24 protein-coding genes are annotated in these 26,907 nt (G+C 43.2%); 15 read left to right on the top strand and 9 right to left on the bottom strand.

The genetic code is table 11. The annotated features are described in order from the left end of the window. Positions 1 to 62 precede the first annotated feature (62 nt). Complete coding sequence (locus P2A85_RS13325) at positions 63 to 2,336, top strand: FdhF/YdeP family oxidoreductase (protein ID WP_377480772.1); 2,274 nt, start codon at positions 63 to 65, stop codon at positions 2,334 to 2,336. A 181-nt stretch (positions 2,337 to 2,517) separates the two neighbouring features. Here the strand turns inward: P2A85_RS13325 and P2A85_RS13320 are convergent, their stop codons facing one another. Beyond that, positions 2,518 to 3,822, bottom strand: a complete 1,305-nt coding sequence (locus tag P2A85_RS13320; protein ID WP_377480769.1) for a glycosyltransferase — start codon at positions 3,820 to 3,822, stop codon at positions 2,518 to 2,520. 4 nt (positions 3,823 to 3,826) lie between these two features. Between P2A85_RS13320 and P2A85_RS13315 the strand changes: the two genes are divergently transcribed. The 3 genes from P2A85_RS13315 to P2A85_RS13305 all read left to right on the top strand — a co-directional run bounded on the left by P2A85_RS13315 (position 3,827) and on the right by P2A85_RS13305 (position 6,908). Next, complete coding sequence (locus tag P2A85_RS13315) at positions 3,827 to 3,952, top strand: hypothetical protein (RefSeq protein ID WP_340518730.1); 126 nt, start codon at positions 3,827 to 3,829, stop codon at positions 3,950 to 3,952. 24 nt (positions 3,953 to 3,976) lie between these two features. Continuing rightward, the gene (locus P2A85_RS13310) at positions 3,977 to 4,156 is read left to right on the top strand and encodes a hypothetical protein (RefSeq protein ID WP_377480766.1); all 180 of its coding nucleotides are present in this window, start codon (positions 3,977 to 3,979) and stop codon (positions 4,154 to 4,156) included. A gap of 250 nt (positions 4,157 to 4,406) precedes the next feature. After that, positions 4,407 to 6,908: a protein kinase gene (locus P2A85_RS13305; RefSeq protein WP_377480763.1), complete on the top strand. Its 2,502-nt coding sequence runs from the start codon at positions 4,407 to 4,409 to the stop codon at positions 6,906 to 6,908. 39 nt (positions 6,909 to 6,947) lie between these two features. Here P2A85_RS13305 and P2A85_RS13300 read toward each other — a convergent pair whose 3' ends face one another. Then, on the bottom strand, positions 6,948 to 8,351 hold the full coding sequence (locus P2A85_RS13300) for a hypothetical protein (RefSeq protein WP_377480760.1): 1,404 nt from the start codon (positions 8,349 to 8,351) through the stop codon (positions 6,948 to 6,950). 78 nt (positions 8,352 to 8,429) lie between these two features. Here P2A85_RS13300 and P2A85_RS13295 point away from each other — a divergent pair, with 78 nt between their 5' ends. After that, on the top strand, positions 8,430 to 9,455 hold the full coding sequence (locus P2A85_RS13295) for a hypothetical protein (RefSeq protein WP_377480757.1): 1,026 nt from the start codon (positions 8,430 to 8,432) through the stop codon (positions 9,453 to 9,455). 16 nt (positions 9,456 to 9,471) lie between these two features. Beyond that, the gene (locus P2A85_RS13290) at positions 9,472 to 9,711 is read left to right on the top strand and encodes a hypothetical protein (RefSeq protein WP_377481485.1); all 240 of its coding nucleotides are present in this window, start codon (positions 9,472 to 9,474) and stop codon (positions 9,709 to 9,711) included. Between the two features lie 35 nt (positions 9,712 to 9,746). Here the strand turns inward: P2A85_RS13290 and P2A85_RS13285 are convergent, their stop codons facing one another. Next, entirely contained in the window at positions 9,747 to 10,070 is a 324-nt protein-coding gene (locus P2A85_RS13285) for a TMEM14 family protein (protein WP_340518725.1), read from the bottom strand. A 127-nt stretch (positions 10,071 to 10,197) separates the two neighbouring features. Here P2A85_RS13285 and P2A85_RS13280 point away from each other — a divergent pair, with 127 nt between their 5' ends. The 4 genes from P2A85_RS13280 to P2A85_RS13265 all read left to right on the top strand — a co-directional run bounded on the left by P2A85_RS13280 (position 10,198) and on the right by P2A85_RS13265 (position 13,498). Next, a complete protein-coding gene (locus tag P2A85_RS13280; RefSeq protein ID WP_377480754.1) occupies positions 10,198 to 11,502 on the top strand; it encodes an ATP-binding protein in 1,305 nt (434 codons plus the stop codon). Between the two features lie 34 nt (positions 11,503 to 11,536). After that, positions 11,537 to 11,983: a tellurite resistance TerB family protein gene (locus P2A85_RS13275; RefSeq protein WP_377480752.1), complete on the top strand. Its 447-nt coding sequence runs from the start codon at positions 11,537 to 11,539 to the stop codon at positions 11,981 to 11,983. Between the two features lie 92 nt (positions 11,984 to 12,075). Next, a complete protein-coding gene (locus P2A85_RS13270) occupies positions 12,076 to 12,483 on the top strand; it encodes an acyl-CoA thioesterase (protein ID WP_377481482.1) in 408 nt (135 codons plus the stop codon). Positions 12,484 to 12,523: 40 nt separating this feature from the next. Continuing rightward, positions 12,524 to 13,498 carry a putative 2-dehydropantoate 2-reductase gene (locus P2A85_RS13265; RefSeq protein WP_377480749.1) on the top strand — a complete coding sequence of 325 codons (975 nt, stop codon included), beginning with the start codon at positions 12,524 to 12,526 and terminating at the stop codon, positions 13,496 to 13,498. Between the two features lie 223 nt (positions 13,499 to 13,721). Here P2A85_RS13265 and P2A85_RS13260 read toward each other — a convergent pair whose 3' ends face one another. From P2A85_RS13260 to menA, 4 genes are all read right to left on the bottom strand, one after another. Then, positions 13,722 to 15,140: a 2-succinylbenzoate--CoA ligase gene (locus tag P2A85_RS13260; RefSeq protein WP_377480745.1), complete on the bottom strand. Its 1,419-nt coding sequence runs from the start codon at positions 15,138 to 15,140 to the stop codon at positions 13,722 to 13,724. A 44-nt stretch (positions 15,141 to 15,184) separates the two neighbouring features. Continuing rightward, a complete protein-coding gene (locus P2A85_RS13255; protein ID WP_377480742.1) occupies positions 15,185 to 16,168 on the bottom strand; it encodes an o-succinylbenzoate synthase in 984 nt (327 codons plus the stop codon). Positions 16,169 to 16,555: 387 nt separating this feature from the next. Then, on the bottom strand, positions 16,556 to 17,356 hold the full coding sequence (gene menH / locus P2A85_RS13250; RefSeq protein ID WP_377480739.1) for a 2-succinyl-6-hydroxy-2,4-cyclohexadiene-1-carboxylate synthase: 801 nt from the start codon (positions 17,354 to 17,356) through the stop codon (positions 16,556 to 16,558). Between the two features lie 130 nt (positions 17,357 to 17,486). Beyond that, entirely contained in the window at positions 17,487 to 18,383 is an 897-nt protein-coding gene (gene menA / locus P2A85_RS13245) for a 2-carboxy-1,4-naphthoquinone phytyltransferase (protein WP_377480736.1), read from the bottom strand. Between the two features lie 381 nt (positions 18,384 to 18,764). Here menA and P2A85_RS13240 point away from each other — a divergent pair, with 381 nt between their 5' ends. Together P2A85_RS13240 and menD are read left to right on the top strand one after the other, a co-directional pair. Beyond that, positions 18,765 to 20,198: an isochorismate synthase MenF gene (locus P2A85_RS13240; RefSeq protein ID WP_377481479.1), complete on the top strand. Its 1,434-nt coding sequence runs from the start codon at positions 18,765 to 18,767 to the stop codon at positions 20,196 to 20,198. 221 nt (positions 20,199 to 20,419) lie between these two features. Further along, the gene (menD, locus tag P2A85_RS13235; RefSeq protein WP_377480733.1) at positions 20,420 to 22,951 is read left to right on the top strand and encodes a 2-succinyl-5-enolpyruvyl-6-hydroxy-3-cyclohexene-1-carboxylic-acid synthase; all 2,532 of its coding nucleotides are present in this window, start codon (positions 20,420 to 20,422) and stop codon (positions 22,949 to 22,951) included. 71 nt (positions 22,952 to 23,022) lie between these two features. Here the strand turns inward: menD and grxC are convergent, their stop codons facing one another. Then, positions 23,023 to 23,337, bottom strand: coding sequence for a glutaredoxin 3 (grxC, locus tag P2A85_RS13230; protein WP_340518740.1), 315 nt, complete (start codon positions 23,335 to 23,337; stop codon positions 23,023 to 23,025). A gap of 264 nt (positions 23,338 to 23,601) precedes the next feature. On the opposite strand from grxC, the gene P2A85_RS13225 reads away from it, so the two are divergent. Further along, complete coding sequence (locus P2A85_RS13225) at positions 23,602 to 23,817, top strand: hypothetical protein (RefSeq protein WP_341732576.1); 216 nt, start codon at positions 23,602 to 23,604, stop codon at positions 23,815 to 23,817. Between the two features lie 202 nt (positions 23,818 to 24,019). Here P2A85_RS13225 and P2A85_RS13220 read toward each other — a convergent pair whose 3' ends face one another. Beyond that, positions 24,020 to 24,697 carry an ATP-dependent Zn protease gene (locus tag P2A85_RS13220; RefSeq protein ID WP_377480729.1) on the bottom strand — a complete coding sequence of 226 codons (678 nt, stop codon included), beginning with the start codon at positions 24,695 to 24,697 and terminating at the stop codon, positions 24,020 to 24,022. 287 nt (positions 24,698 to 24,984) lie between these two features. Here P2A85_RS13220 and rseP point away from each other — a divergent pair, with 287 nt between their 5' ends. Together rseP and nth are read left to right on the top strand one after the other, a co-directional pair. Next, complete coding sequence (rseP, locus tag P2A85_RS13215) at positions 24,985 to 26,082, top strand: RIP metalloprotease RseP (RefSeq protein ID WP_341738123.1); 1,098 nt, start codon at positions 24,985 to 24,987, stop codon at positions 26,080 to 26,082. A gap of 69 nt (positions 26,083 to 26,151) precedes the next feature. Continuing rightward, a complete protein-coding gene (gene nth, locus P2A85_RS13210; RefSeq protein WP_377480726.1) occupies positions 26,152 to 26,799 on the top strand; it encodes an endonuclease III in 648 nt (215 codons plus the stop codon). Positions 26,800 to 26,907 lie beyond the last annotated feature (108 nt).

Below are 26,907 nucleotides of genomic sequence, written 5' to 3'. Positions count from 1 at the left end.
TCTTTCTAGTAATAAATTTACGGTAAAATTCCAGTAGTCAATTCAACAGCGAGGTAAGCCCGATGGACACCAACTCACAAAATGTCCAACCAGTTCCGCCATTCAACGAGAAAAATCAGGAAACGCCAGAGATAGGTGGCGGTTTGCCGGTAATTGAGTTTTGGGCAGAACATACCTTGTCACCGGAAGGCCCAAAACTTTGGAAAACTTTGCTGCATAAAAGCGCGTGTTTGTCTTGTTCTTGGGGGACGGGTGGCCAGAAAGGAGGCTTTACCAACGAAGAGGGTGAAAAACTTCAGCGCTGTATGAAAAGTGTGGAAGCAATTTCAGCAGAAATTAAACCTGCTGTCTCCAGTCACTTCTTTGCAAACCAGAGTATTTCCCAACTTCAACAATTAACTTCCATGGAAGCTGACAGGCTGGGAAGGCTTGGTTTTCCGATGATTTTGCGGGCGGGAAAGTCTCATTACGATCGCATTTCTTGGCAAGAGGTTTATGAGATTGCCGCCGATGCTTTGCGAAAAATCCCGGAACGAGTGGCATCTTATAGTTCTGGTCGCTCCTCCAATGAAGCGGCTTTTTTGCTGCAATTGATGATGCGATCGCTAGGTTCTAACAATTTAGCAGATTGTTCCGATCTGTGTCATGCTCCTTCAACCACCGGGTTAAACGAAATGTTTAGTACCCGCACTTCGGTGGTGAGTCTAGAAAATTTGAAACAAGCAGATTGCGTGGTACTTGCAGGTGCTAATTCTGCTTACAATCATCCCCGCTTGATGAACGAGTTGATTAAAATCCGTGACAAAGGCGGTAAAATAATTGTGATTAACCCCATGATGGAAATTGGGTTAGTCAAGTTTGGTTCTCCCGCGTTTCCAGTCAAGTCACTGATTCCTGGTTCCGATATTTCTTCCCTATACTTGCAACCAATTCCCGGTAGCGATACAGCCCTATTTGTGGGGATTCAAAAGTCTGTAATGGAACAAGGATTGCTGGATGAAAGTTATTTAAAAGCCTACACAGAAGGCTGGGAAGCAGTAGTACAACAAGCCCGCGAAACTACCTGGGAAACGATTACTGAAACTTGTGGAGTTTCCCGCGCTGAAATTGAAGCCACGGCTACAATTATTGGTAGTTCCAAGCGAGTTGTCTTTGGTTGGGCGATGGGAATTACCCAACATGATAACGGTGTAGATAATGTTTTCAGTATTGCCAATACTGCCTTAATGACCGGAAATGTCGGTAAAGAAGGGGCGGGATTAATGCCGGTGAGGGGACACTCAAACGTCCAAGGATTTGGCTCTATGGGCGTGACAGTGAAGCTGAAAAAAGAAATCCAAGAAGCTTTAGAAAAATTGTTGGATCGTCCCCTCAGTCGCGTTAAGGGCTACGAAACGCGATCGCTCATTGAAGCAGCAGATGCAGGGAAAGTCGATACGCTGATTTGTCTGGGCGGTAATTTGTATGGGGCGAATCCAGATTCTACTCAAGCAAAACGCGCGTTAGGTAAAATTGAAACTATTATTTACCTCGCCACTAAACCCAATTTAGGGCATTTTCACGGATTGGCTAAACACAATACAATTGTGATTCCGGTTTTAAATAGATTTGAAAATCCTCACAAAACCACTGTGGAAGCTGGGAATAATTTTGTGCGTTTCAATGATGAGGGTAAAACTCATCTCACTGATGCTGATTTGATTCCTGAAGTGACATTTTTAACAGAATTAGCTAGCAGAATTCACGGTAATTATCCCGTAGATTGGCGCAAACTTCAGGACACAAAATATGTGAGAAAACTGATTGCTCAAACTATTCCTGGCTATGAAAAAATTGGGGAAATTGATGAAACTAACGAGGAATTTACCATTAGTGGTCGCATTTTTACCGAACCTAAATTCCCTACAGAGTCTGGTAAAGCGAAGATGTTTATCACGCCTTTACCTCATCTGAAACTACCGGAAGCCCAAGAGTTTGGAGTATCACCATCAGTGCGGGGTATCGTTGTGGCTTTGATGACGGGGCGCAGCTATTCTCAGCATAATACTGTGGTTTACAAAATTGATGATAAGTATCGGGGAATGCCACACCGGAATTGCATTTTGATGAATCCTGCGGATGCAAAAAGTGCTGGTTTGCAAGAACATCAGCGGGTTACGGTGCAGGGAAATGTGGGAAAAATGGAGAATGTTGAGGTGATTTATGGGGCGGTGCGTGTGGGTGCTGCTTTGATGTTTTATCCTGAAGTTAATGTGATTTTCCACCCGGAGATTGAAAAGCGATCGGGCACGCCTGCTTATAAGCGTGTACCTGCTTTTGTTTATGCAGCAGGGTAAAAAAACAGCGTACTTAGAGCTCCGATTTTTGCCAGCAGTGGGGTTCAAAAAAACATAGTTAAGGCATAACTTTGGGGTAAGGGCTCTCGCATTCGGGCAGATAATTTATGGGTTTTACTCAAGAATTTTCCGCCCGAATGCGAGAGCCCCTACTGCCTTAATCGCCTTGGCGGTTGCTATATTAACTCTTAATTTGCAATGTTCTACCCCGCCAAGTCCATCCCCAACCCGTTTCGGTTTTAATTGCAGACCCGATCGCGATCGCCGCAATTAAGGTTCCTCCCAAACCTCCCAACCACCAGTATTTCGTTGGGCATTCGGAAATCTGGGAACCCAACTCTCGCAAAGTATACTGTTGCCAAATTACGATTATTGCTAACAGGAAAGAAGGAAGAAGGAAGAAGGAAGAAGGAAGAAGGAAGAAGTCACCCCCCCCTACCCCCCCCAAGGGGGGAAATTCAGGAAGAAGGAAGAAGGAAGAAGTAAACCCGCCACCAAGGGGGGAAGGAAGAATGAAGAGGGAAATTATCTGTTTCAGAATAATGAATAATCCGATCCAGGGAATTGGATAGAGAAATAACATAATTGTGGCCATGTAAACCATTGCTACCCAACTGCGGTTAGCACCCAGATATAAATTCTTTGTCCAGCCTTCCCACAAGGCGCTCCAAGACCGATACATCCGCACAAATGCCAAATTTGACCCTGCATAAAGTCCTAGCTTTAAACCCGCACGTTTGATGCGTCTGGATAATTCTACATCTTCGACAATTTCGCCAGCAACTGCTTCGTGACCGCCGATTTTTTCGTAGGCCGATCGCCTAAATAGCATGAATGGCCCAGCGGCAAAAGCACTGTCTGTCGTCGGATCGTTGACGGCGGTAAAGTCGAAGCAAACTGCTAGGTGATTGAACATTAAGGGCTGGACTAACCATTCGGCGAAACACTCACAAACCAGGGCAGGCATACAGGTTAGTAGGTCAATTTTTTCGGTTTCGACGGTTTCCAGGGCAGTTTCGATCGCCTGGGGTTTGAGTCGGACATCAGCATCGATAAATAATAAGAAATCTCCCGTTGCTACCTCGACAGCTTGGGCGCAGGCCCAGTTTTTGCCCGCCCAATATTGGTTGGCCGGTCGGGGCTGACCTGCTAGTATTTTGAGGCGGGGGTCATTAAGTTGCTGTTGGAGAGTTTGGGCGATCGCCAGTGTGTCATCTGTGGAGCGATCGTCTACAATCAAAACTTCTAGGTTGTCCACAGACAGCGGTGTACTCTCCAAAATCGCGATCGCGCAATCCCGAATATTCTCGGCTTCGTTGTATGCTGGTACGATTACTGAAAATTTAGGGAACTGAGCAGTAGAGGGTGCTGACTGCTGAGCCGGACTTTTACCCGTTCGAGGTGCGTTTTCGACCGATCGGCGTAAATTCTTAGTGTAGGCTGTACTGACAATTAGGGAAAAAATCAGCAGGGTTAGCAATATCAAAGTGATGTTACCTCAAAATTTCGTCGCGGTCACGCAGTTGACTTGGTTAAATACTAAAAAACATTACAGCAAAAAGCTAGTCGATCGCCCGGAAAGTTATTTTGGCGATCGCTCTTGCTATAATTTGTGAGCATCTTTCGCTCAACGGGGCTTCATGGGTCAAACCAATCACCCGATTAGCGACGGAAAAACCGAGGATAGATATCAGTTGTCAGAGGATACTGCAATGGGTGAATTTCTTACCGTCGATATATTAGCAGACGGGATAGCGATAGTAGGTGCTTTGGGTTTCTTCTTTTTGGGATACCAAGCTTTGCAGATGTTAAAAAAATAAAGTATGGCAGAAGCTAGAAGCTAGAAGCAATAAGCAAGAAGCTAGAAGGAAGAAGCTAGAAGCAATAAGCAAGAAGCTAGAAGCAAGAAGCTAGAAGCAAGGAAAAAACTATTCCCAATCCCTTCGCTTCGCCCCATGCCCCATGCCCCATGCCCCATGCCCCATGCCCAATCCCAGAGCTTCGCTTCGCCCAATCCAGGAGCTTCGCTTCGCCCAATGCCCAATGCCCAGGAGCAACTAAGTTATTATCATGGTGAGCCAACTTTTAGATGGACGCTATCAAATCATTGAAGTCATAGAAACAGGAGAATTTGGACTAACCTATCTGGCTAAAGATATTCGCCGTCCAGGTGAACCTCAGTGTTTTGTCAAGCACCTGCGTCCAGGTAGCAGCGAACCGAAATTAATTAATGCTACGCGCCGTCTTTTCCAAAAAGAAGCAGAAGTTCTAGAAAAGCTCGGTTTACATGACCAAATTCCTCAATTATTTGCTTATTTTGAAGAAAATGAAGAGTTTTTCTTAGTAGAATCATTTATTGCTGGTCACTCCTTATCCACAGAGATTGTCCCCGGCAAGCCACTAACAGAAGAAAAAATGATTTCTTTGCTGAAAGAACTGTTAGAAATTTTGGTATTTGTACATGGACATGGAGTAATTCACCGAGATATCAAACCAGCCAATTTAATTCGCCGCTATGCCGACAATAAATTAGTTTTGATCGATTTTGGGTCGGTGAAAGAAATACATATAGCCCAAAGACAAGCGCCGGTGACTGTGCGGATTGGGACTCTGGAATATATGCCGATCGAACAATTTCAATATAACCCCCAACTCAATAGCGATATCTATGCTTTGGGAATGATGGGAATCCAAGCGATTACTGGCGTGCCGGCTTACGATTTGCCGAAACTGCGAGATTTGAAAAATTCTAATAAAGGTGAAATAATTTGGCGCCATTTAGCAACCTGTTCCCAAGGGCTAGCTGATGTTTTAGATAATATGGTGCGCTACGATTTTCGGGAACGATATCAGTCGGCGACGGAAGCTTTAGCCGATTTGAGAAAAATAGGCGATCGATCGCGATCGCGCATTCCCAAACTCACCATATATCGCGAAGAAGTCGATCGACGCACTAGCAGTCGCGGTGACATTACAGTTGTCGGCCGCCGAATATTAGACGAACTGCGTGTCAGCTTGGATTTGCTACCAGAAGAAGCAGAAGCCATCGAAGACGAGGTATTAAATCCTTACCGCAAATACAGGGAAAAAGGGGAACGCTACGAACAAGCACTGCAAGAAGCAATGCAGCAAGAATATCCGTTTTCGGCGACAACTCGCGATGAATTAAAACGGTTGCAGCAAGTTTTAGGACTTACGGATGAAGATGCGGCAAACATAGAAGAATTAGTCGTCCCTAAATCTTTATTCTCGAAATTATATAAGGCAATTTATACAGTCTTAGCAGGACACGGCAAGTCTAATCAGTCCCCTGGGGAAACTATTTCTCCACTCAACTTGCAGCCCAGTCAAGGGACCTACTCACCGCTTAATTTAAACGGAAAAACTGACTTGACGGTCAAGAATACCGCACCAATTGCCCCGCCGGAAACTCGCAAATTCAATCCTTTACTTGCGGGAGCTGCAATGGCGGCTATTTTAGCGGCGATCGGCGGAATTTATGGCTATTTGAAATGGCAAGAATGGCAGCAGCGACTGGCGAGGGACTCGCAACAAGTTAATCAAATTAATGCTCTTTATCAAGAAAGCAATTATGAAGAGTGCATCGGCGAAATACCCAAAATTGCTAACACTTCCACTAGCTATTTATCAGCTAAAAACTTACAAGAAAAATGCCAAGAAGGCCTCCGCTGGCAAAACCCCAAAGTCAAAAATTTTGCTCAACATTCCGATGCAGTTGGAGCAGTTGCTTTTAGTCCAGATGGCTTGATATTAGCCAGCGGTTCCAAGGATAAAACTATCCAAATTTGGGATTTAGCTACAGGTAAGTCGCTCCGTACTTTTCAGGGTGATTCATCCACGGTTTGGTCCGTTGCTTTTGACTCAAATGGCTCGCGATTGGTAACTGGTACGGGTTTTTGGAGAGTGATGCTATGGGATTTGAAAACAGGGCAATTGATTCGCAGTCTTGACCATAATGCTTCTGTTTGGTCCGTGGCGATTAGTCGCGACGGTAAACTAATTGCTAGTGGCAGTGGAGATAAGACAACCAAGATTTGGGATGCCGTAGATGGCCGACTAATTCACACTTTGCCAGACCATACAGATTTTGTTTATTCTGTAGCTTTTAGTCCCGATGGTAAAAGTTTGGTAAGTGCTTCTAAGGATAATAAAATTACAATTGTTGATGTGGTAACTGGGAGGTTGATCGAGACTCTTGATGGTCATGGAGACCAGGTGAGAACCGTGGCTATTAGTCCCGATGGCAAAACATTAGTTAGTGGTTCTTATGATGAAAGTATTAAAATTTGGAATCTGGAAACCGGGGAGTTGATTCGTTCTCTTAAGGGGCATTCTGATGATATTGTATCGATTGCTATCAGTCCTGACGGGAAATTTATTGCTAGCGGCAGTAAGGATAAAACTATTAAAATTTGGGATTTGGCTACTGGTGAATTGCTGAATACTTTGACTGGACATTCTGATGAGGTTTATGTGGTGACTTTTAGTCCCGATGGTAAAACTATTGCTAGTGGTTCTAAAGATAATACTATTAGGTTGTGGGTGAGATAATCATTCTAGGGGAAAGTTTGACATTTTAGATGGGAGATTTTAGATTTTCAATTTAAAATTGAGTCCACAATTGACAACTGACAACTGCTCTAATTCCTCGTGATTTGGATAAATGTCCATTGAGTCTTCTCGTATCTTAAAATAATAGTAGAGATTAGCCACAGTTAAATCTGATATTTCTTGCCAATTGGAGGGGGCTAAAGCTGGATATCCAGTGGCGATCGCCTGTTGGCTGATATAAAATTCCTGTCCTCGGCGGAGTTCCGGCTTCAGGGCGATCGCTAGCTGGTCTCGCAAGGAGAGAAAGTGAGACTTTGGCTTTAAATTTTCATAGAGTGAAAATTCCGGGGCTACTATGGTGAAGGGAGTCTGGATAGTGCTTTTTAAATGATCTACACTTAGTTGATCTAAACTCGCTAATTGGTGCTGATCTTTTGGGGACAAAGTTTGCATCCAATCAGCCTCCAGATGCCAAAATTCCAGCGCATTTAAATCGTGACCGAGAATTCTGACAATTTCGGGAAATAAAAAATCTAGTTCTAGTTCCGATTGGCATTCTTTAACAACTGTTAGACAATGTTGACGGATTTTTGATTGGAGTTCCCGGAGGCGATCGCTAACCATATCATAGGCGCGCTGCAACTGAAACGTAACGGCGATCGCCTGTTCTATCACCCAAACGCATTCCATTTTCCTCATTTGTGCCGCGGAACACAACCCCTCCAAAAAACAGGAATTTTCATAAATTTTTAAAGCCTCAAACAACTCTTCGCGCCCGCTATTTATTTCCGAATTCCGCAGTTTCACATCCCCTACAGTCAGGGCAGACTGGCAGCGTTTAATCCCTTTAGAAAAAACATCATAACCATTAACCAATTGCTGGCGATGTACCTCAAATTTTGAGTCATGAGCCACCTTATAAATCTGCTGAATTACCTCTACTCCTTTGTCTTTGAGGATATGCCTGAGATCGATAAAACCCTCTTTAATTTTTAGCCTTTGCTGCTTTGCTTCTTCTTTTAATTGTAATATTTGTTCGAGATTTACTGCTGACAAAATTGTGGGGGATACATTCCCGACACCAATAACAGCAGTAGTGGCTTGCATCACAGCCAAATTAATTTTTAGCGAATTAAGCATTCTGTATATTTTTTGAAATCCCACATGAGTTTGAGTAATCTGCAAGGGTGCCATTGTCAGATGCACAGGGGCTACTAATGGCTCTAGGGGGCTACCTCCTGCCAAGTGTGCTAGCAATCCTAAAACTCCGCGAGTTTCTGGAATTTCACTCGTTGATTGATAAAATATTTTGGCAATCTCCACAAACTCCCCAGTCATTGGATCTCTAGCAGCCGGCAGCATTTTTCCTGTTTGGGTAGCAGGCTGTACCAGGTTGCCAGTATTGAGTAGAGCCTGAGTTGTAGGGGTGAATACATAATTCATGTTGTGGCTCAGTTTGCATTCAAAAAGGCAGATCTTGTGTATTGTATGCTATTTAGGGAAAGAGAGGAATAAAACCCAATGAATGAATATCTCAAGGTATTCCAGGCTATTATCCAGTTTAGCGATCGATTGCTCGCAGACGAATACAAATCCCTAGAAATGAAACAGTCAGCTACTAGCCTCAGTGTAGATGTGCAACCCTGCATTCAAGAAATCAAGCAATCTGCCCTCAGACTCCAGGCTTTACTTCAGGTGTGTTTTAAAGATGTATCTCATGCTGAGGATATCTGGCGTAGCAAGCCGAGAATTGCTCAAGCATCTTCGGTGGATATTTGGGAGCAAATTGGCAAACTCAGCGGATGCGATGCTAGAATTCGTAATTTAGGAAAACAGGGCCAATATGAAGCTGTTGTTAAAGTTCGCCAACTCTGGAAAGAAAAGGCTGCTAAGTTACAAAATCAGTGGTTTTTGTGGGATGAACCTCAGCAAAAGTTTCAAAGAGATACTATCGGTTTTTATGAGAAAAATAATTTACATAAAGAGTTACGAAATGAAGTGAATTCCCATGCCGAGCGGGTGGTTTTGGTTGTAGAAAATGAACTTTATGTAATTTTTAAAGAATTACAAGGTCTAGACATAGAAAAACTTGAATTTTGTATTGAATGTTTCGATAGTCAAAGTCAATCTAAATTTAGAGAGCAAGTACAGTCCATAGGCGGAGAAATTGTCTCTAAGTTTACCGAACCCATGAAATATTTGCCAATTTCTGATATGAAGACTTTTAAAGAAACTGTCAAAACTCCTGTGGAAACTCTGGTGCATAAAAGCAATATGGGAATCAGTTTGGTCGATTTTGAAGAATGTTGTAAGGTGATTGGAACGATTATAGATAATTTGATTATTTTAATATTTGAAGACCGGATTAATTTAGCAATTCAAACTATTGAAAAAATGATGAGGTTCTACAATGATTTTTTAGATAAGCAGGTGAGATACCAGAAAGAAACACCGGAACAGCGAGAGGCGGAAAAAGATTGGATGGAATTGCAGTTCCAACAACTCCGGGAAGTTCAGCAGCATATTGAATCAGTCATTGGTCAATAGTTATTTGTTATTGGTTATTTGTTATTGGTTATTTGTTATTTGTTGTTGGTTATTTGTTGTTGGTTGTTGGTTGTTGGTTGTTGGTTGTTTGTTATTGGTTGTTGGTTGTTGGTTGTTTGTTATTGGTTGTTGGTTATTAGTTATTGGTTATTTGTTGTTTGTTATTGGAGGCAGAGCCTCCAGGTATGTATTCCCAGGAATATCCTGGGAACAAGACTCTACAAGACTCAAAACCAACAAAACAAATAACAAATAACAACTAACCCTCAACAACAGTCAACAGTCCACTGACTATTGATATTGACCGCTGATTTCGTAGGCGATCGCCCCGAAAGAGGCTAAGCTAGCTAAAATTAACATTCCTGCTGGCATGAATTTGCGAGTTTTTACTAACCGCAGAATAAACACAACTACTAAAACAGCAGAAATGGCGGCTGCTAATATCAAACCCCAACTTTGTCCCATGAGCTGGGCGATCCCAGCTAAAATTAGCAGCGAACCGCTAACGAGACCTGAAATTAAGGAGGCTTGGCTTTTTGCCTTGACGTAGCCCATGATGCCACCAATCAGGGTTAAAGTCCCATAGCCCAGGGCTGCTGCTATACCTAAATTCATTTTTTATCCTTCTGATTTCACAAGTGCATCTAAATTTATACAGCGCTGCCTGCAATTAGTGTCACGAATTGTTAGAAAATTTATTAAACCCCACTGGGATATTTCACTTCGTTATACAACAGCAATTATGTCGGCCCTAACTTCTGGTGCGATCGCCCAAATTCGCTACTTCCAACGTCAAGCAGCATCCCTGTTGCTATATCAATCAGTCTTCAAAAGCCTTGCTGGTCAAGCTTTTCTGGATTTGCTGCAAACCCTGCACCACAGCGAAGTCAGCGGTTTTGACTGTCTGACAGCCTATGGGAATTGGTTTAAAGTTCAGGCTGCTCAAAATGTGAGCTGGAAAGATTTCCTGATTTCCCAAATCCTCAAAGACGAAAACCCCTTTTCTCGCCAATCTCAGAAAACAGATTTTGCCAGTTTGTCTCCCGCCTTAGTAGAGGCCGCGCGACATGATTTACAAGTATTACAAAATCTTTATCAATGCAGTGGGGAGCAGTTGAGTAAGTGGGTGCGAGTCGCTGGACAACTTGAAGCCATACCTCCGATTTGGGATTCAGAAACTATCAAAGAAAGCGATGGTTTGCCTCTGCATGGAAAACTGGAAAATTGGTCTACTGCTGCGGAATCTTTGGCAGAATATTACCGAAGGTTTGGCACTGGTTTATTTGCACAATATCGCGCATTTCAGTGGAAAAATGGTCATTTGGCGAGTATTTATCATCCCGATCGCATCAAGTTGAAAGAGTTGGTTTGCTGCGATTGGCAGCGAGATGCTTTGGTCAAAAATACGGAATTTTTGCTGGCTGGTTATCCGGCTTTGCACGTTTTGCTATACGGTAGTCGTGGTTCTGGTAAGTCTTCTTTGGTGAAGTCGCTGTTGAATGAGTTTGGCGATCGCAATTTGCGCTTGATTGAAGTATCTAAATCCGATTTGCAAGATTTGCCGCTAATTATGGAACAGTTGCGAGGTGTTCCTCAGAAGTTTATTATTTTTGTAGATGACCTTTCCTTTGAGGAAGATGATGATGCTTTTAAAGCCTTGAAAGTGGTTTTAGAAGGGAATGTCACCGCCAAAGCTCAAAATGTAGTTGTTTACGCCACATCTAATAGGCGGCATTTAATTCGAGAGTTTTTTGACGATAGGCCGCGCCCCCGCGATGGTGATGAAATTCATGCTTGGGATACGGTGCAGGAAAAACTTTCATTTAGCGATCGCTTTGGCTTGACTTTAACTTTTGAACCGGCCGATCAAAACACTTATTTAACTATTGTCCGACATCTGGCACTCCTGGCTGGTATCCAACTGGCACCTGAAGATTTGGAACACCGGGCTAAAGAGTGGGCAACTCGCCGTAATGGGCGATCGGGCCGAACAGCCCGACAGTTTGTAGATTTTCTGAAGGCAGAGTTAGCTCTTTCACAAAAGTAGTACAATTCAAACACTAAAGAATGAGGAAATTACCATGGGTTTATTTGATAAAGTAGCGCAGACTCGCCAACAGAGTGAAGTCACTTTGGGGCCGGCCGAAGCATTTGCAGCGATCGCCCTAATTGCCGTAGCAGCCGATGGTTACATTAATGACAATGAAAGTCAAGTTTTAAGCATGACTTTATCTCGGATGCAACTGTTTAGAAGCTATCCGAATGATGTCATGAAAAAAATGCTCGATCGACTACTGATGCTGCTGCAAAGACAAGGAGTTAAGGTATTATTTAATGCGGCTTTAGCCACACTTCCCGACGAACTCAAAGAAACTGTTTTTGCGGTGACAACTGATATTGCTTTAGCAGATGGTGAAGTTTCCGAAGAAGAAGAACAGCTTTTGAACGATCTGTACATTGCCTTGGAAATTTCCGAAGAAATTGCCCTCAAAATTATCGACGTGATGTTGATTAAAAACAAAGGTTAAAACAAATCAGGAGAAAATTCATGAGTTTTGAATTAAATAAATACCAGATTTTTAACTCAAAACTCAAACCTCAAAACTCAAACCTACTGCAAATGTCTTTTACTTACACCCGCACTGTCCGCTTTCAGGATACCGATGCTGCTGGAGTTGTATACTTTACTAACGTCTTGGCGATGTGCCATGAAGCTTACGAGGCATCTCTGGCCGCATCGGGAATCAATCTCAAAGCATTTTTTAGCAATGCCCAACTAGCCATTCCGATAATTCATGCTAATGTAGATTTTTACCGCCCGATGTTTGCGGGCGATCGACTAACTATTCAATTGACACCAAAACAGCTTGCAGGCGATGAATTTGAAATTGCCTATCAAGTTTTTTTGGGAGAAATTACAGGGAAATCCGCAGCTAAGGCTGTTACTAAGCACGTCTGCATTAATTCAGTTAACCGAACTAGAACACAGCTATCGGAACAATTGATGCAGTGGCTCAGCCCATTGTAGAGTTTAGATTGTTTCTACTGTTTATTTCTTGATGATTAATATGCCAAATCGCAATCGCAATTATGCCATCGTCGGCACCGGAGCTTTAGGCGGATTCTATGGTGCTAAATTGCAAAAAGCCGGTTTTGAAGTTAATTTTTTGCTACGCAGCGATTACGAGCGCGTCAAAAAACACGGTTTGATTGTCGAGTCTCCCGAAGGTGACTTCACCCTCTCCCAAGTCCGCGCCTACCACGACGCGCACAAAATGCCTAAATGCGATGTCGTAATTGTAGCCCTAAAAACCACTCAAAATCACTTATTGCCCAATATTTTACCTGGTTTATTAAAAGATAATGGCGTGGTTTTAGTATTGCAAAATGGACTGAATATCGAACCAGAAGTAGCTAAAATTGTCGGTCCAGAACGAGTGATTGGCGGGCTGTGTTTTTTATGTTCTTATAAAATTGGGCCCGGTCACATCTGCCATCTAGATTACGGGACTATCACCCTGGGGGAATATTCCCAAGACTATAATCCCCCAAAAATAACTAATAGATTGAATCTGATAGCGAACGATTTTAAACACGCCAAAGTTCCGATTAAAGTGAGCGAAGATTTACTTTTGTCTAGGTGGAAAAAACTGGTTTGGAATATTCCTTATAATGGACTGTCTGTAGTATTGAACGCGAGAACCGACGAACTGATGGCTAATCCAGATACTCTGATTTTAATAGAAGAAATCATGAAGGAAGTAGTAGCGGGGGCGAAAAGTTACGATCGCATTATTCCCGATAATTTTATTTCACATATGCTCGACTACACTCACAAAATGAAACCTTACCGCACCAGCATGAAAATCGATTACGATGAATTGCGCCCCCTCGAAGTTGAAGCGATTTTTGGGAATCCCATACGATTAGCGGAGCAAAGAGGAATTAAGTTGCCACAAATAGAGGTGCTTTACCGAATGTTGAAGTTTGTGGATGTTCAAAATCAAGAATTGGAAAGGAAGCGACAGCTATTAAGTTTGTAGTAATTGGGAATTCAATAGGTTTGTAGTCATGACTTTAGTCTCGTTCAAATTTTGAGGACTTTAATCGTCACTACAAACCATTTTTTATTACCGACTAACAGGAGATGATATCAATTCGGGTTGTATCGGAATGATTTAACCGCGAAGGCGCAAAGGACGACCCCCCCCTGCCCCCCCCAAGGGGGGAAAGAGGAAGATAAGAGAGAGTTTAATAATTCCGATGCTAACGGATTTTATATGACACAATCGCAATTTCTTGTAATAATTCGCGATTGATTTTCCCTTGGGAATTTCGCGGTAATTGTGCCGCCAAAACCCAATATTTAGGCCGCTTAAACTTGCTCAATTTACCTTCTATTGCCCTTTGCAAAGCTGTGACAGTAACAGCGGCATTTGTGGGAACGCAAATCGCCGTTACTACTTGACCCCAATGTTTGTCTAGCAAACCAATTACTGCCACATCGGCTACTAAATTAGTCGTCCTAATGGCGGCTTCTACTTCGGCAGGAAATACGTTTTCTCCGCCTGTAATAATTTTATCACTGTTGCGTCCCACAATATTTAAGTAGTTATTACGATCCAAAAAACCTAAATCATCTACTTGAAAGTAGTCGCTATCACCCAATTTTGGGGGATAATAACCCAAGGCTAAAGACTTAGCATTTACTGCAATATTTCCGACTTGATTATAGTCCAAAATCTCGCCTTTAACACTACGAATTGTTACTTGAGCGTGGGGTAAAATATGACCAGAACTGTTATTTCCAGCTAGGAAATCTTCGGGTTTGAGTGTGGCAATTTGCGAAGCAGTTTCTGTCATGCCATAGGTTAGGGCTAATTTAATTTCATATTTTCTAGCTGCTGCCAAAAGTTCTGGCCAAGCGGGAGCACCGCCCAAAAGTACGGTAGGAAATCGTCGAAGCCAATTAGTTGTATCTGGGTTTTGCAACAGGCGTTGCAGTTGAGTTGGAACTAGGGAAATGAAAAATTCTTCGGGTTCGATATGGCATTTTTCTCCTGATTCTAGTCTTTTAAATACCTGGATTGCCAGTTTTCCTCCCGTACTAAAGCAACGCATGAATTGCATTAAACCGCTGACGTGATATAAGGGCAAAACGCAGAATGAGTTAATTCGATCGAGTTGAAAATATTGTTGGAAACCTTGAACTGATGCGGTTAGTGTTTCCCAAGTGTGGATGGCAAAACGGATTTTTCCTGATGAACCGCCGGTGGGAATCATAATTAATGGTAATTTGTCAGTTTCGGAGGGATGGACTTCCGGTGAATGGAATTCGTTGCTACAGGAAGCAAGTCTGCTTTCGCAAAGTGCATTTTCCCCAATAATTATGTCTGGTTTGACTAAATCAAAAACTTGTTGCCATTCTGATTTTTCCCAGTTGGGATTGCACAGAAAAATGTGGGATTTGCTGGCACAAGCAGCTATGAAACTGGCAATAAATTGTACTGGTTCTGATTCGGCTAGGAAAATTATTTTCGGTGTGGGCTGTGGTTGATTGTGGGTTAGTTGGTGAAATAGGCGATCGACTATTTGAGCAATTTCACGACTATCACCACCAATCAGCCAATTATCAGGCAATCTGGATGCGATATTTAGAATATTTACTGTTACATTTGTTGCCATAGATGCTTTCACGAACTTTTTGAGTTATCAGTATTCAGGTCAAATTAAAAATCTAAGATTGAATGATTTTTGTCGTCGAACCAGTCATCGGTGCCGAAGCCTAATGCTCTAGAATTAAGAGATAATTGTCTTGCTAAATTCAATGCTGCTTGTCTGCCTATCTGGGTTTCAAATACGGAGGAAAAAACAGCGTCTATAGGGTGGATTTCACAAAACTTCCGCAGTTGGGATGGGGAACCAGCAATCGCAGGTTTGATGACGAAAATTCCCCTCCAGCCTCGCTCGTAGCATTCTTTGATGCGATCGAGATTGGCGACTGATTCGTCTAGGGCGATCGGAGTTTTGTAAACAGCACTCAATGCTAGCATTTTATCAAATTGTGATACAGGTAATGGCTGTTCTAAAAATTCAATTTTTACGGATAAGTCTGGATTTTTTAACAGATTGTCGCCAGTGTTTAGCCAGGTTTCAGCTTGGGAGTAATTGAGTCCACCGTTGGCATCTAATCGTAAAAATACTGGATCGCGATCGCCCAAATCATCCATTGCCTCGATTAGCTGATGAAAAACCTGTAATTCTTCGTCCATCGCAGCAAAACCAATTTTCCATTTAAACGTCCTAAATCCCTGTTTCCAAAGCGTTTGTAAAGCTGATAAAGCTGTTTTTCCCGCGGGCAATAAACCACTGTACCGACTATTTTCTGCCTCATGTAGAATGGATGCAGAGCCTGAACACGAGTTAGATAGTGCTGACTCAAAGCCAAATTGACAAGCAGGCAATTCACTGGAAATAGCGAAAATAGTTTCTTTTGAAATATTAGTTGGTAACGATGTGCAAAAATCTAAAGCTTGGTCAAAAGTTTCGGAACCAAACCAGCTCAAAGGGGCAATTTCTCCCCAACCAATTTGACCTTTTTCGTCCGTAAGTTTCAGGATAATTCCCGCTCGCATATCCCAAACACCGTGACTTGTTTGTAATGGACGCTTAAATTTTCGATGATAAGTCTGAAATTGAAATTGATATAGCATTTATAGCCTTTCGAGCTCTCATATGAGGTACGATCGAGAATTGGTAATAGGTAATTGGTAATAGGTAATTGGTAATGCCCTATACCCTTCCCCCCTTGGGGGGGTCAGGGGGGGGTTCCCCATTAGCCATTGGTGTCAACTTAAGCCTGAAAGCCTTGATAAATGTCGTTTTTACCATAGTCCAGATCCCCCTAAATCCCCCTTAAAAAGGGGGACTTTGAGTAAGTTCTTGTCCCCCCCTTCTTAAGGGGGGCTAGGGGGGATCTAGGCTTAACAGTCAAACAGCATTCTGTGACTGGGTTTGACGTTAAGTTGACACCTATGCCCATTAGCCTGTACCTCACCTAACTGAGAAAGGCTATACACAGAGGTTTAGCGTAAGTTTTGTCAATCATAAAATTGTCTCACAGCGCCGACAAATTCATCGATATTTTCAAAATGGATGTTGTGACCAGCTTTGGATACAATTTTGTTATGGGCTGCGGGACATAAACTGGCAATTTCTGCATTAATCCTTTGAAATTTATCATCGTATTCTCCCGCTAGCAACAGGAGAGGAATTTGATTTTGTGCTAGTTTTTCCCAGAGAGAGGGCTGGTTGCCGGTTCCCATGTTGCGGAGGGATTTGGCTAATTCTATGGGGTTATTTGCTAAACGGGTTTCGATGAGTCGCTCGAAATTAGGAGATTTTTTTAAGGATTGGAACAAAGGGCGATCGTACCAGTAGTATAAAAATTCTTGAAGGTTGCTATTTTCCAGTTTTTGTGATATATGCAAATCCGATTCTAGGCGGTGCGATCGCTCTTTTTGGGTCTTCAATCCCGGCGAAGCTGACTCCAGCACTACTTTCTCGAATCTGTCAGGAAAATGTAAGGTCATATAAAGCGCCAATCGCCCGCCCATTGAATAGCCTAATAACAAACATTTGTGTATTTGTAAATCATCTAATAGGTGTATCAATGCTAGGGCTGTATTTGACATATTATAGCAAGTTTCTTCGCCCCTGATGCTGGTTTTTCCGTGACCTGGAAGGTCAACTGCTAGACAGTAATAACTTGGAGAAAGTAAGGCAATGATGGGGGTAAAATCTTGCAAATCACCAGTAAATCCGTGGAGAAATAAAATTATTGGCTGTGTGGATTTTCCCGTTAAAGAATAGTTAACATTATATTTTTTAAGGTGTTTCATTTGTGATTAATAGAAGTAATTCTGTTGGTAGTCAGGACTTTAGTCATGATTGACTAAAATTTGGCAAAAATGACTAAAACCTTGACTACGAAACATATTTCTATTTTACTTCAATTGGCGATCGCCCGATTTACAAAACAAACCCCAACGCCAGCAGTAAACCGCTGACAAAATGCAGGGTGACAGCAATAAACTTGCAGTTGCTGACTTGTGCTGGCCGATCGTGATAGTCTGTGACATGGCGGCAAAGGTCGATCGCAAAAAACAAACTCCCAAAAATCAACAGCGTCCACATTGGGAAAATTTGCAACACCACAAACAGCACAGTCAAAGCATAAATGCTCCCGCAAAACCACTGCAACAACAGGGCACCTTTTTTTGTACCGAGTCGGACAATTGGCGACTTTTTACCCGCAGCCAAATCATCCGCAACTTGATGAAAATGAGAACAAAATAAGATAATACTCGTAGTAATTCCTACGATTAGTGACGCGCCAAAATTAGTGGCTGACCAACTTTGAGTTTGACTGTAATAAGCAGCAGCTAAAGCTAGGGGACCGAAGGTGAAAAAGCAGATAAACTCGCCTAAACCCTGATAGCCCAAACGAAAAGGAGGCCCTTGATAAGTGTAGCCAAGGGCGCAACACAAAATTACGAGTAAAATCACTGTTGGATCTTGTTGCCACCAAGAAATAGCACAGATTCCCGACACTCCCAAAGCTAAAAACAGATTAGCTAACCAGAAAATTAAAGCTTTATTTCCGGTTAAGTTAACGAGGGAATGTGCTTTGTTTTTGTCGATTCCGGTTTCCGAGTCAAATACATCATTGGTGAGATTCAGCCATGCTATAATTAAGATGGCTGACATTAAAAAAGTCGAAAATATTGACCAATTAATCGTTTTAGTTTCCGCAAAAGCAATTGCAGTTCCTACCGAAATAGGAATCACGGCAACACTGTACATGGGTGGCTTGATTGCCGCTAGCCACAGTTTACTATTGGGACGTTCAATTAACTTTGTTGTCATTATACAAACTTGATTCAATTGATAGCAGCTTAGTAATTTTACAATTTTATTGGTTAAGTAGGTGTAATCTGTATCAGGTTGAGTGCGTGCAGGCATCCATTCAAAGGCTGTGGGGTAGTCAAACTGTGGAAGTATCCCGTCTGTAAACCTCTGTGGCGCGATCGACTTTTGCCGACAGTTAGGCGATCGATCTATAAAGTTTTGTGTCTAAATGTTTCGATAGATCGCCCCAGAGTCTGTTTTTTTGCCCTAGGGAGTCGAAACAGGGAGGGAAACTAGAAACGTCATGTTTGGCGATCGCCCTCCCGTGCTTAGATCGAATTAGGGGTTATGGCGGGACAAACCCGCACTCTTGCTGACAAATCTGTTATTCTCGATTTCATGACAGTAATACCGCACCGCGCTAATCTTTTGCAAGACCGCAATCAACTGCATCAGTTGCTGTTAGATTGTCAGCAGTCTTTAACTGACAAATATCAAACCAAAATAGTTAGTATTTCTCAGGAGATTTACCCTCTCGATCCGCTAGCTGTACTGCAAGAGATTTCCGAACCTTGTCAGCGGCACTTTTACTTTGAAAAAAGAGACATCATTCCCGACAAAAGTTTTGCGATTGCCGCCCTTGATTCGGCAATCCATCTCACAGTATCAGGAAGCGATCGATTTGCTGCGGCGCAAAACTTTATTCGTTCAACACTTGCCAGTACAATTACGATTGGTACGGAACGCTTGCCCTTAAGCGGGCCTCACTTTTTTTGCAGTTTTGGTTTTTTTGATGAGAACATTGCCTCTAATTCTTACTTTCCACCCGCTACCATATTTTTACCAAAATGGCAAATATCGATCCAAAATGATAGCTGTATTATCATCGCAAATGCCATGGTAGAAAAAGAGATAAATGTTAAAAAATTAGCTGAAACTATTTGGCAAACTTTTGATAAAATTGCATCTCGCCCCTACCGTAAATTAACTAATTATATCCATAATTCTATATCTTTCAAACAAATACCAGTGAATGATGCCAATCAATTTAAAACATCTGTTAAATCTGCGTTAAAATTGATTGAGTCTAAATATTTTAGTAAAATTGTTTTATCACAAGCCATAAATGTGATTTCTGAAACCAGTTTTAGTGCGATCGATTCCTTGAGAAATTTACGCCTCAGTTATCCTGGCTGCTATGTATTTTTAACCAGTAACGGTCAAGGTCAAAATTTTATTGGAGCCAGTCCAGAACGGTTAATTAGCATTCACAATAATCAGTTATCAACAGATGCTTTAGCTGGTTCAGCGCCCAGGGGGAAAACAGAGGTAGAAGATGGGAATTTGGCAAAAGGTTTATTACATAGTGAAAAAGATATTCGCGAACATCAAGTCGTGATTGATTTTATAGTCGATCGCCTGTCGCAACTTGGCATAACTCCCAATTGTTCCCCAGTACCAAGACTGCTACAGCTATCAAACATTCAGCATTTGTGGACACCCATCACCGCTCAAATTCCGCCTGATATTCATTTATTAAAAATTTTAGCCCAACTGCATCCAACCCCAGCGGTAGCCGGCGTACCGAGAGATATAGCCCTAGAGCAAATTCGTCGCTGCGAAACCTGCGATCGCTCTTTGTACGCAGCCCCCATCGGCTGGATAGATGCCCGTGGTAATGGGGAATTCGCCGTCGGCATTCGATCGGCATTAATCGACGGCGATCGGGCTATACTCTATGCTGGTGCCGGTATTGTCGCCGGTTCGGAACCGGAAAAGGAACTAGCAGAAATTCAGCTCAAATTACAACCACTTTTAAATGCTTTGGTTTAGTTAATTGTTTCTTTGGTGAGAGTACATAAAAATGTATTCTGATAATTATTTGGGTATAATATCAAATCCTGGTTAAAAACCCCGTTTATTTCTTAGTCCACGGAGGTGGACTTCGTTTTTGTAGTAGCGGTTTCAACCGCCGAATCATAGAGGGGGTAACAAGGCTGTATTTGGTTATAATATCCTAGCACAATACAGAGTCGCTCTACTCAAATTTAGCAATGCCAATAGATTTTCGCAATACAAACACTCTCTGGTCTTCAATATTAGCAGAAACATTACAGCGCCTGGGATTAACTACCGCTGTCATTTGTCCCGGTTCGCGATCGGCACCATTAACAATCGCCTTTGCCCAAAATAACAATATAGAAAGTATTCCCGTACTCGACGAACGTTCAGCCAGCTTTTTTGCATTAGGAATTGCCAAAAAATCTGGTTTACCCGTCGCACTCATTTGCACATCTGGAACCGCCGCCGCCAACTTTTATCCTGCTATCATAGAAGCCAGAGAAAGTCGAATTCCGCTGCTAATATTCACAGCCGATCGACCTCCCGAACTGCGGGATTGCCATGCTGGACAGGCGATCGACCAAGTGAAAATCTACGGCAACTATCCCAACTGGCAAGCGGAATTAGCCATGCCTGCCACGTCCCTAGGAATGTTAGGCTATTTGCGACAGACGATCGCCTATGCTTGGGAGCGGACACAATTTCCAACTCCAGGCCCCGTTCACCTCAACACCCCCTTTCGTGACCCCCTTGTACCCGTTTCAGATATTGCTGTAGAAGCTTTAGAAACACAATTTGATATCGAGGATTTCTTTGCAGGATTAGAACCGATTATTATAGAAGAAATTTCTACCCCCCCCAACCCCCCCTTGCTAAGGGGGGGAGTAGGAAGAGGAAGTGCCATAGAACCCAGCCACCCCTTGTTAAAAGGGGGAGTAGGAAGTGGCATAGAACCCAGCCCCCCCTTGTTAAAAGGGGGAGTAGGAAGTGGCATAGAACCCAGCCACCCCTTGTTAAAAGGGGGAGTAGGAAGTGCCATAGAACCCAGCCACCCCTTGTTAAAAGGGGGAGTAGGAAGTGCCATAGAACCCAGCCACCCCTTGTTAAAAGGGGGAGTAGGAAGTGCCATAGAACCCAGCCACCCCTTGTTAAAAGGGGGAGTAGGAAGTGCCATAGAACAATGGCAAAAGTGCAGCAGAGGGATAATTATTGCGGGCGTTGCACAGCCTCAATTTCCCGAACAGTATTGTAGGGCGATCGCCCAAATTTCCCAATCCTTAAACTGGCCGGTTTTAGCAGAAGGACTATCCCCACTCAGGAACTACGCTCAACTCAACCCCCATCTCATTTCCACCTATGATTTAATCCTGAGAAACGGCGAACTAGCAGATAAATTAACCCCAGAAATAGCCATTCAAATCGGAGACTTACCCACAAGTAAAGAACTGCGAAACTGGTTAGATAAAACGCAACCCAAACGCTATATAATCGACCCCAGCCACCACAACTTCGATCCCCTACACGGCAGAACCATCCACCTGCGAATCTCCCCAGAAAATCTCGCAACAGTTATCTCCCCTCAAGTCCCCCCCCTTACCAATACCCAATCAACTCAAGTCCCCCCCCTTACCAATACCCAATCAACTCAAGCCCCCCCCCTTACCAATACCCAATCAACTCAAGCCCCCCCCCTTACCAATACCCAATCAACTCAAGCCCCCCCCCTTACCAATACCCAATCAACTCAAGTCCCCCCCCTTACCAATACCCAATCAACTCAAGCCCCCCCCCTTACCAATACCCAATTAACTCAAGTCCCCCCCCTTACCAATACCCAATCAACTCAAGTCCCCCTTACCAATACCCAATCAACTCAAGTCCCCCTTACCAATACCCAATCAACTCAAGTCCCCCCCCTTACCAATACCCAATCAACTCAAGCCCCCCCCCTTACCAATACCCAATCAACTCAAGTCCCCCTTACCAATACCCAATCAACTCAAGTCCCCCTTACCAATACCCAATCAACTCAAGTCCCCCCCCTTAGCAAGGGGGGGTTAGGGGGGGTTAACACCTCTGAATCAAACGAATACCTCCAACTTTGGCACAACACCGAAACCCAAGTCAGACAAGCAATAGACCAAAAAATATCAGCAATTCAAAACATAATTGAACCCAAAGTTTCCTGGCTGCTTTCCCAAATATTACCAGCAGGCACACCGATATTTATTGCCAACAGTATGCCAGTCAGAGATGTAGAGTTTTTCTGGCAGCCAAATAACTTAGAAATCCAACCTTTTTTCAATCGCGGTGCTAATGGCATAGACGGCACATTGTCAACAGCTTTAGGAGTTGCACACCGCAATCAAAGCTGTATAATGTTAACAGGAGACTTAGCACTTTTGCACGATACAAACGGTTTTTTAATTAAAAATAAATTGGTCGGTCATTTGACAATTATTTTAATTAATAACAACGGCGGTGGGATTTTTGAAATGTTGCCCGTTGCTAAATTCGATCCACCCTTTGAAGAGTTTTTTGCCACCCCGCAAGATATCAACTTTGCTAAGTTGTGTGCAACCTATGGTGTGGAACACGAGATAATTGACGATTGGGAACTGTTCCCAGCAAAATTAAGTTTTTTGCCAAATAGGGGGATTCGGGTCTTAGAATTGGCAACCAATAGACGCACAGATGCTAAATGGCGGCTGGATAATCTCAGTAAATTTGCCCCAGGTTCGTAGTCAAGCATTCATGCCTTTGTTGGGTAATTTAATGATTAAATTCCTGACTATGAACCTGATAGGGACTGTATTTAAACTGCTGGTTGAACTAGCAGCGGCTCTAAGTTTCCTTCGGCATCAAGTTTGTGAATTTCATCGCAGCCGCCGACGTGTTGGTTATTAATGAAAATTTGGGGCACGCTGCGGCGTCCGTTGGCGCGTTGAGCCATGGCATTTCTAGCTGCTTCGTCGCCGTCAATCTTGTATTCGGTGTAATTTACGCCTTTCCACCACAGCAAGGATTTGGCGCGGATACAATAGGGACAGGTTTGCCATGTGTAGATTTCCACGTTGGCTTTCATGCGATCGGGTTTGCGCCCTAATATGGGATTGAGAAAGTCAAGCATTTTGAGTACCGGGGGTAAAAGTTGAACTGTTTGAGGGATTAACGATTATTTTACTAAACCCGGTCATTCCCAAGTCCTACCCAAAGGTGAGGGTTGGGTGGAATTGCCCGCCACTATCGGTGATACTGTGACTCAAGTCACAAATAAACTCTATTTGGATCACTTGCCGGCACCCAAAATAATCACCTTCCTATCCTCATCAATGTCACCGCTGTTTTCGGGAAATAGGGAGATGATGTATATATCGAATTCAACCGTACTGCCATGAATCCCGTACAACTCCTCCCCGGCGCTATCTCTGAAATCCTCGCTTCTGTAAGCGACACAGGTGTTTTGACTCTAGCCGATCGCTACGGTTTGATGGCTGCCACCTTTGACGAGTCTCTGAATGAGGAAGAGAGAGGCTGTGTCAACCGCTTGCTACGGGCTGTCAGAAAAGGCAAAGTCAAAATCGTCAACGAATTTTCAGCAGCATTCTGATCGGGATTGACAGTTTTGTTCGGAATCCAAAGTCACTCAACGGTAGATCTCAATGACGGTGAAAATAGGCGGTAACTCCAGCAGCGGTAATTTGAATTCGATTGAAAGTTTTCTCCTGTGACTGAACAACGGTTTTTTTCTCTAAGCAGCCTGTAAAGGTTGCTTTTTTTGTGACGTAGAGTTTAACGGTGTGGCCCAAAGATTACAAATTTTCCTGTATAATTCTATAACATTCATCTATAGTGGCTCTTTTTTCCATGGCTGTAACTAGAGATTCGTAGGCTAATTTATGGCTTTCGATGAGATTTTTGGCTTGGAGAGCACCCCAGTTTTGCTTGAGTTGAATTTCGGAACTTGGACGCCGGAGTTGTGTTAAAATTGCATTGATTTTAGTGCGGTCTTCTGCTCCGCCTTCGGCATTGCCATAGACAAAATTTTCAGCGACTATTCCTGCCATCCAAACGGTGCAGTATCGGTCTAGAAGTTGGGCGGAAAGTGTGCCATTTTGCAGTTGTAAGGCTAATTGTTCGTCTTCAAATCGAACGCCTCCTTGGGCGGATTGGCCTTGTTTAAATGCTTCCCAAGCGTTGAGGGCGTAGCCTGTGACGGGAATTCCTAATAGGTGCGCGACTAGGAAGTGTCCGGCTTCGTGATGGAGGATGCGATCGCGCCTTTGTTTGGAAGTGCCCGCGAGCAAGTCTAATAAAATTGTCCCACCTTGACCTTGCCACTGGAAAGTGTCTAAGGTGGCGAGGCCCAAAAGACAAAAAGTGGCGATCGCCGGTACGGCCTCTGGCAAATTGAATAGGGGTCCTAATAAGATTGAAACAGTGATGGCAAATATAGAAATAGCGATAATATTCAAAGAAGTTTCTTTCATAAAATGGTTATTAGTTATGGGTGATTATTTATGGGTTATTACTTATTAGTTATTGGTGCTTTGTGATTATAGCAAAAACCAGCAACTGAGTAGTGACTCATCTTTAATTTGGTAGATCGATCGCACTTTTGACCAAAATCGACACCAGCCGGATGGCCCACGGGAGGGGACTTTAGCTTAAAATGCTATCTTCCAGTGTGATTGAAAATTACCGCTCCGATGCCACCTATCTTAAAAAAGATATTAAAATAAATCAAAGTCAAATAAAAGCATAATTGGAATCCTTCATGTCTGTTTTGGCAGCGATCGCAGTTTTAGGTATCCTCATTGTCGTTCACGAACTCGGCCACTTCCTGGCGGCGAGACTGCAACACATCCACGTCAACCGCTTTTCCATCGGTTTCGGCCCCATCCTGTGGAAATACCAAGGCCCAGAAACCGAATACGCCCTCCGAGCCTTTCCCTTGGGAGGTTTCGTAGGTTTTCCCGATGACGATCCCGAAAGCACTATCCCCCCAAATGACCCGGATTTGCTCAAAAATCGGCCCGTGCTCGATCGGGCGATCGTCATTAGTGCAGGGGTAATTGCCAACTTAATTTTTGCTTACTTCCTGTTAGTAGTGCAATTTGGGACTGTCGGCCTCGCATCAATGGACTACCAACCAGGAGTTAAAGTCCCAGAAGTGGCGCTAGAAGTCAGTTCAGCCGCCGCCAAAGCCGGCATTAAATCGGGAGACATCGTTCTGTCTGTGGACGGTAAGGAATTGGGGGCTTCCAGCGAAGCCATCAAATCTTTAGTCGCGGAAATCCAAAATCATCCCAACCAACCCCTAGCCTTGGAAATTCAGCGTCAAGAACAGAAATTTGTAGTAACAGTAACTCCCGAATTAACCCCTGACGGTAAAGGTCGTATTGGGGTGCAGCTAACTTCCAATGGTACTGTGGTGCGGCAGCGAGTCGGAATAGTCGAGGCCTTAACTAAAGCCTCGGCTGAATTTGAGCGGATTGTGGTGCTGACTTTTCAAGGTTTCGGGCAATTATTGAGTAATTTCAGTCAGACTGCTGAAAAGTTGTCCGGGCCAGTAGCGATTGTGGCGGTGGGCGCAGGAATTGCGCGATCGGATGCAGCGAGTTTGTTTCAGTATGCTGTGCTAATTAGCATCAATTTGGCAGTGATTAATATCTTGCCTTTACCTGCTTTGGATGGCGGTCAGCTAGCTTTTCTGTTAATCGAAGGAATGCGCGGTAAACCTTTGCCAAACCGTATTCAGGAAAACGTGATGCAGACTGGTTTGGTGCTGTTGCTGGGTTTGGGAATTTTCTTGATTATTCGGGATACAGCTAATTTGGCTGGGATAGATTTTAGATTTTTAATGAAACAATAATTCTTAGTTGTTGGTTATTGGTTGTTGGGATCGAATAACCAATAACAAATAACCAATAACAAATAACTAATGACTAAAAAAATAAGTTTAAAAAAGCGATCCCTAGAAATTTTGAATCGCCTCAAATCCCTATATCCAGAGGCTCCTTGCACTCTCGATTACGAAACTCCCGTGCAGTTGCTGGTGGCTACTATTCTTTCGGCTCAATGCACCGATGCGCGAGTTAATCTGGTGACACCAGCTTTATTTGAGCGTTTTCCCGATGCAATTGCTTTGGGAAACGCGGATTTGCAGGAATTGGAGAATTTAGTGCGATCGACTGGTTTCTATCGGAATAAAGCTAAAAATATTAAAGGTGCTTGTTGGGCGATCGCCAATAAATTCAATAATCAAGTCCCGCAGACAATGGAATTGCTGTTAGAATTGCCGGGAGTTGCGCGCAAAACGGCCAATGTAGTTCTCGCTCACGCTTTTGGAATTCATATGGGCGTGACAGTCGATACTCATGTCAAGCGATTAAGTCAGCGCTTGGGCTTGACCAAACATCCAGATCCTGCCAGGATTGAGCGAGATTTGATGCTCTTGTTACCACAGCCAGATTGGGAAAATTGGTCGATTCGGTTGGTGTATCATGGTCGGGCGGTTTGTAATGCCAGAAATCCAAGTTGTGATGTGTGTGAACTTGCTGATTTGTGTCCTTCTGCTAATATTTCCTAGAGTCTAAATTATCGATCGGTCTTCTCTCTTCCTCTGCGTTCTCTGCGTTCTCTGCGGTTAAATTATTTAAATCCATCCAAAATGACCAAAACATAGTATAATACTAGA

Origin of the sequence: Microcoleus anatoxicus (assembly GCF_042465725.1) — a bacterium.
GTDB classification, from domain to species: domain Bacteria; phylum Cyanobacteriota; class Cyanobacteriia; order Cyanobacteriales; family Microcoleaceae; genus Microcoleus; species Microcoleus anatoxicus.
Note: the sequence above shows the minus strand (reverse complement) of the source record. Positions and strands in the feature narration are given on the sequence as shown.

What these genes read in the sequence shown, in the direction of transcription:
- P2A85_RS13325 (WP_377480772.1), top strand. Translation starts at nt 63, where the DNA reads ATGGACACCAACTCACAAAATGTCCAACCAGTTCCGCCATTCAACGAG.
- P2A85_RS13315 (WP_340518730.1), top strand. Translation starts at nt 3,827, where the DNA reads ATGTTACCTCAAAATTTCGTCGCGGTCACGCAGTTGACTTGGTTAAAT.
- P2A85_RS13310 (WP_377480766.1), top strand. Translation starts at nt 3,977, where the DNA reads ATGGGTCAAACCAATCACCCGATTAGCGACGGAAAAACCGAGGATAGA.
- P2A85_RS13305 (WP_377480763.1), top strand. Translation starts at nt 4,407, where the DNA reads ATGGTGAGCCAACTTTTAGATGGACGCTATCAAATCATTGAAGTCATA.
- P2A85_RS13300 (WP_377480760.1), bottom strand. Translation starts at nt 8,351, where the DNA reads ATGAATTATGTATTCACCCCTACAACTCAGGCTCTACTCAATACTGGC.
- P2A85_RS13295 (WP_377480757.1), top strand. Translation starts at nt 8,430, where the DNA reads ATGAATGAATATCTCAAGGTATTCCAGGCTATTATCCAGTTTAGCGAT.
- P2A85_RS13285 (WP_340518725.1), bottom strand. Translation starts at nt 10,070, where the DNA reads ATGAATTTAGGTATAGCAGCAGCCCTGGGCTATGGGACTTTAACCCTG.
- P2A85_RS13280 (WP_377480754.1), top strand. Translation starts at nt 10,198, where the DNA reads ATGTCGGCCCTAACTTCTGGTGCGATCGCCCAAATTCGCTACTTCCAA.
- P2A85_RS13275 (WP_377480752.1), top strand. Translation starts at nt 11,537, where the DNA reads ATGGGTTTATTTGATAAAGTAGCGCAGACTCGCCAACAGAGTGAAGTC.
- P2A85_RS13270 (WP_377481482.1), top strand. Translation starts at nt 12,076, where the DNA reads ATGTCTTTTACTTACACCCGCACTGTCCGCTTTCAGGATACCGATGCT.
- P2A85_RS13265 (WP_377480749.1), top strand. Translation starts at nt 12,524, where the DNA reads ATGCCAAATCGCAATCGCAATTATGCCATCGTCGGCACCGGAGCTTTA.
- P2A85_RS13260 (WP_377480745.1), bottom strand. Translation starts at nt 15,140, where the DNA reads ATGGCAACAAATGTAACAGTAAATATTCTAAATATCGCATCCAGATTG.
- P2A85_RS13255 (WP_377480742.1), bottom strand. Translation starts at nt 16,168, where the DNA reads ATGCTATATCAATTTCAATTTCAGACTTATCATCGAAAATTTAAGCGT.
- menH (WP_377480739.1), bottom strand. Translation starts at nt 17,356, where the DNA reads ATGAAACACCTTAAAAAATATAATGTTAACTATTCTTTAACGGGAAAA.
- menA (WP_377480736.1), bottom strand. Translation starts at nt 18,383, where the DNA reads ATGACAACAAAGTTAATTGAACGTCCCAATAGTAAACTGTGGCTAGCG.
- P2A85_RS13240 (WP_377481479.1), top strand. Translation starts at nt 18,765, where the DNA reads ATGACAGTAATACCGCACCGCGCTAATCTTTTGCAAGACCGCAATCAA.
- menD (WP_377480733.1), top strand. Translation starts at nt 20,420, where the DNA reads ATGCCAATAGATTTTCGCAATACAAACACTCTCTGGTCTTCAATATTA.
- grxC (WP_340518740.1), bottom strand. Translation starts at nt 23,337, where the DNA reads ATGCTTGACTTTCTCAATCCCATATTAGGGCGCAAACCCGATCGCATG.
- P2A85_RS13225 (WP_341732576.1), top strand. Translation starts at nt 23,602, where the DNA reads ATGAATCCCGTACAACTCCTCCCCGGCGCTATCTCTGAAATCCTCGCT.
- P2A85_RS13220 (WP_377480729.1), bottom strand. Translation starts at nt 24,697, where the DNA reads ATGAAAGAAACTTCTTTGAATATTATCGCTATTTCTATATTTGCCATC.
- rseP (WP_341738123.1), top strand. Translation starts at nt 24,985, where the DNA reads ATGTCTGTTTTGGCAGCGATCGCAGTTTTAGGTATCCTCATTGTCGTT.
- nth (WP_377480726.1), top strand. Translation starts at nt 26,152, where the DNA reads ATGACTAAAAAAATAAGTTTAAAAAAGCGATCCCTAGAAATTTTGAAT.